Annotated in this window: 3 protein-coding genes and 1 tRNA gene; 1 reads left to right on the top strand and 3 read right to left on the bottom strand. The window is 44.3% G+C overall.

The features are described from left to right. Positions 1 to 147: 147 nt before the first annotated feature. Positions 148 to 232 (top strand) — tRNA-Leu (locus AB5Z12_RS05400). Between the two features lie 358 nt (positions 233 to 590). Here the strand turns inward: AB5Z12_RS05400 and AB5Z12_RS05405 are convergent. From AB5Z12_RS05405 to AB5Z12_RS05415, 3 genes are all read right to left on the bottom strand, one after another. Next, on the bottom strand, positions 591 to 1,382 hold the full coding sequence (locus AB5Z12_RS05405; protein ID WP_368357528.1) for an N-acetylmuramoyl-L-alanine amidase: 792 nt from the start codon (positions 1,380 to 1,382) through the stop codon (positions 591 to 593). A gap of 31 nt (positions 1,383 to 1,413) precedes the next feature. Beyond that, positions 1,414 to 1,872 (bottom strand): holin family protein, encoded by a 459-nt coding sequence (locus AB5Z12_RS05410; RefSeq protein WP_195409210.1) that lies wholly within the window; start codon positions 1,870 to 1,872, stop codon positions 1,414 to 1,416. 90 nt (positions 1,873 to 1,962) lie between these two features. Next, on the bottom strand, positions 1,963 to 3,753 hold the full coding sequence (locus AB5Z12_RS05415; protein WP_368357527.1) for a tail fiber domain-containing protein: 1,791 nt from the start codon (positions 3,751 to 3,753) through the stop codon (positions 1,963 to 1,965). Positions 3,754 to 3,920: the final 167 nt, after the last annotated feature.

The following is a 3,920-nucleotide window of genomic DNA, read 5'->3' on the forward strand; positions in this document are numbered from 1 at the left end:
GTCGGAACTGGCAGACGAGCAAGACTAAGGATCTTGTAAGCATTGCGCTTGTGTGGGTTCAAGTCCCATCTTCCGCATGTACTACGTAAGTAGTTACAATTTAATATCTGATCGCGTAGAGATTTTTATCTCTGTGAAATGCGATATGCGGAAGTGTCGGAACTGGCAGACGAGCAAGACTAAGGATCTTGTAAGCATTGCGCTTGTGTGGGTTCAAGTCCCATCTTCCGCATTTTTTTATTTTATCAAGAAGTGTCAAAAGCCTGCAAAGCGCCTGTTTTGCGGGCTTTTTTGGACTCCGAATGTTCAGGAGGTAGATAAAGTGTGTCAAAACTCTGCCCCTTTTTTGCCCCTCGAGGGGCAGAGATTTTGCCCCTTAAGGGGCAGGATTCTTGCCCCTCACATTTTCCAGAAAAAATAAAGCAAGATTTATAATATAAGAAGAAAAGCCTTTACTCTCCTGAGGGGCAACTCGCGGGATTGTAAGGGCTTTTCTTATCTAAGGGAAATCTCATGTTCAGTTTTACTGTACCAGATTCTACCTCATCTGTCGAGCTTTATCGTGCGAGATAGTACGACAGCATTCGACATCACAAACTCTTCACCAGGACTGTGAAGCCTGCTGTCTTCAGCTTCTTTACCACCTTATTGGCAGCCTTCTTTGTTCTGTAGGTGCCGACCTGGACGCGGTATGGGACGGAGCCGGTTACTTTGCGGATACTTGCTGAAAATCCCTTTTTCTTAAGTACTTTAACCATCACGTCTGCATTTTCTTTTGTCCCATAGGCTCCTGCCTGGATGTAATACTTTGCTTTTGGTTGCGCCGGCGCAATTGTGATTGTTTTTCCCAGGATGCCCTCTGCAATCAGCTTGCCATGAGCGTCCATACCAAGTTTTTTCGCTTTGGCATAATCGTCCTTGTTATCACAGAAGAAAGATTCTACCAGAACTGCTTTTGCCTTGGTCTTTCTGGTCCAGTACAAACCTGGACGTTCTTCAGCTCCTCTGTCATGCCAGACAGTACCGAGCTTCGCACTGATCCGCTGAGCTTCCGGAAGACCATTTGCATTGTAACAGTATGCTTCGCAGCCATATGCCTCTCCATTAAAGGCATTCAGATGAAGCTGGACGGACAGATCATAGTTCTGTTTATGTTCTTCTTCAATGAAATACTTGATTTCATCATTCAGGGAATGCAGCTGACCTTCCGGAGCAATACACAAGGTTGCCTCATGTCCTGCTGCCTTAAGCCATTTGCACACATAAGGTGCCAGTTCCTTGTTGTATTTGTATTCGTTTACGCCACCTTTGCTGGTGCCATCTGCCGATGAGATGACGCCACCGCCATAGTTCGCGTGACCTACACAGATAAAATATTTCATGTTGAAATTCTCCTTTCAAAAAGGAGGGCGATCACTCGCCCTCGTCAATATCTTCTCCATCTTTATTGATTGCCTTGTCTGCCACTTCCAGTCCCTTGATCAGAATCTTTGGGACGTCCACTCCCATCTCCACCAGATTCTCACAAATAGACCTAATCTCATTTACTAACAGGGATGCCAGGACAAAGAAGCCAAGTAATGTGGTGATTCCCAGATCAACACCAAGCGTCTTTCCGATTTCCACGAACACTGCAGATGCCCCAAAGGCTACCGCAATCATGATCCAGTAAGCCAGTTTTTTCAGGACTCCTTTCCATCCGGCTTTGGAATTTTCCTTGTGTGTCAGTCTGGCTTTCATCCAGCCTGTGATCCAGTCAGCAACATTAAATGCCAGGAACAATGCAAACAGGATCCAGTGCTCTCCAAAGATATAGCTCAATACAGCAACAGCTGCGCCAACAATGGCATTATACGTATCAATCACCTTCATAATTATGTGTTCTCCTTCTTATTATATTATTTTATGGTATAAAAATAAGACCGGTTACACGGTCTCGCTCTGGGTTCGTTCATATAATTTTCACGCCACCTTTCTTTTCAATGCTTCAATTTCTTCGTGCTGCAGCTGGATTGCCTTGATCAGATACGGGATCACAGCTCTTTCATTCCAGTCTTCAATCAGTCCGTTCTGGTATCTGGCAGCTAATGGAAGGTACTGTTCCACATCCTCTGCGTAAAGCCCGGGAATGGGAACGGCGCTGTCTTTTTCCAGATAGCCAGGCTTATAAACAAAGAACACGGTTGGAAGCTTATACAGATTTTGTATATCATTATCTGTCATGTCCCGGATATGGTTCTTGTATCTTCTGGATGAACTGGATAAATAAGAAACCGTAGCCCCATCACTGTCAAATACCAGATGTCCTCCAGACGATACATGACCTAATCCGAATATCTTGAATCTCTCCGTGCCATCGTCAAAACCACTGCTATCTGTATTTACATTTGTGTAAAGATGTAAGCCGTTTTTTACTGTAAGTGCTCCTCCGGTTGAACTTATTTTACACGTTCCGAATTTTAAATATCCATCCGAGTGTATAGTCAGCGCATCTATTCCGGCAAAACGTGACTGAATTTTATCGGACGATATCGTCCATCCTCCCAGCGTACCTTTGACGCTTTTTATACTTCCATCGGTTAAAATGCAAAAATAGCTATTAGCAGTTACCACTCCATTCAGATTAATCTTACTTGCACTAATGGAAATACTTTCTGCAGACTGGTTGATCTGAGAGATCAGGCTGGCTTTGTCTGCCTTTTTGCTCCAGGATGTGGAACTGGTTACGGTGCTGACGATTGCGGAATCTGTGATTTTCAGTGCGGCCTGGGACTTCCAGGTCTCTAGATTTGATATCTTTGTACTGGCGTCGTTCAGCCCCTCCTTAGTTGCATAAGTCTTTGAAACAGATGCTGTGATGGAATCCGCATTCTGCTTAATAGCAGATTCCATAGCAGTTACAGTCGGATACGATTTCAGAAGTTCTTCTGTATTTGCATTCGCAGCTTTTACGGCTGCACTTTGTGCCGCATCCGCATATCCCTTTGCGGATTTATCCGCTGATTGTAAGGCACTGTCCGCATAGTTTTTAGCCTTCTGGTCTGCGCCGGATAGACCAGCTGAGAGATCTGCTCCTGTCGCATAGGTCTTGGAAACGCTAAGTGTTATACTGTCGGCCATTTGCTTGATTGCAGAATTCATGGCTATGGTAGTGGAATAACTCTTCAGTTTATTATCGGTATCAGCCTTTGCATTGGATTCCGCTGCATCTGCCTTGGACGTTGCGTCTTGCTGTGCCTGGCTTATTGCTGTGTTCTGTGCACTGTCTGCATATTTCTTTGCATTGGTATCTGCTTCTGCCAGTGAAGATTTAACATTTTGCGTTGTTGCATAAGTCTGTGAAACAGTACTGGACAGCCCATCCACACTGGCTTTAATGGCTGCATTCATTGCCGTAGTCGTGGAATAGTCATTGTTTATCCTGGTACTAAGGTTGGTCAGGTTTACCGAAAGTCCATCCAAGCCTGCTTTGTAATCTGCTACTTTTGCGTCCAGGGAGCTATACTGACCGGTTACGGTATCATATTTACTGCTGATATCGGAAAACTGCAGCTGAAGGCTGTTTATATCCAGTACGGCTGATGCAAGTTTACTGTACATGGTTGCCTTGCTGTTCTGCAGCTCAATCAATTCTGACTCGCTGATCAGTGCAGAGAGCTTTCCTCTGACTACTTGGACAGCTGTTTCATTAGACTGGAAACGCTTCAGTACATAATCCTGCGAGTATATATTGACTGGTTGTTCGAATATCATCGGGTTTTTCCTCCTTTCCGGATAAAAATCCATAATAAAAGACACCTTGTGAGGTGCCCTTTAGCATGAATTCTTGTTTTACTAAACAATATGGCAAGAAGGAAAGCAATTCAGAAAATATAGATTCTGCCTCTGATCTTGCTGAAGATGTGCTTGAAAAATGCCAC

It is taken from the genome of Ruminococcus sp. RTP21358st1_G6_RTP21358_211008, from assembly GCF_040908885.1.
Taxonomy (GTDB): Bacteria; Bacillota; Clostridia; order Lachnospirales; family Lachnospiraceae; genus Blautia_A; species Blautia_A faecis.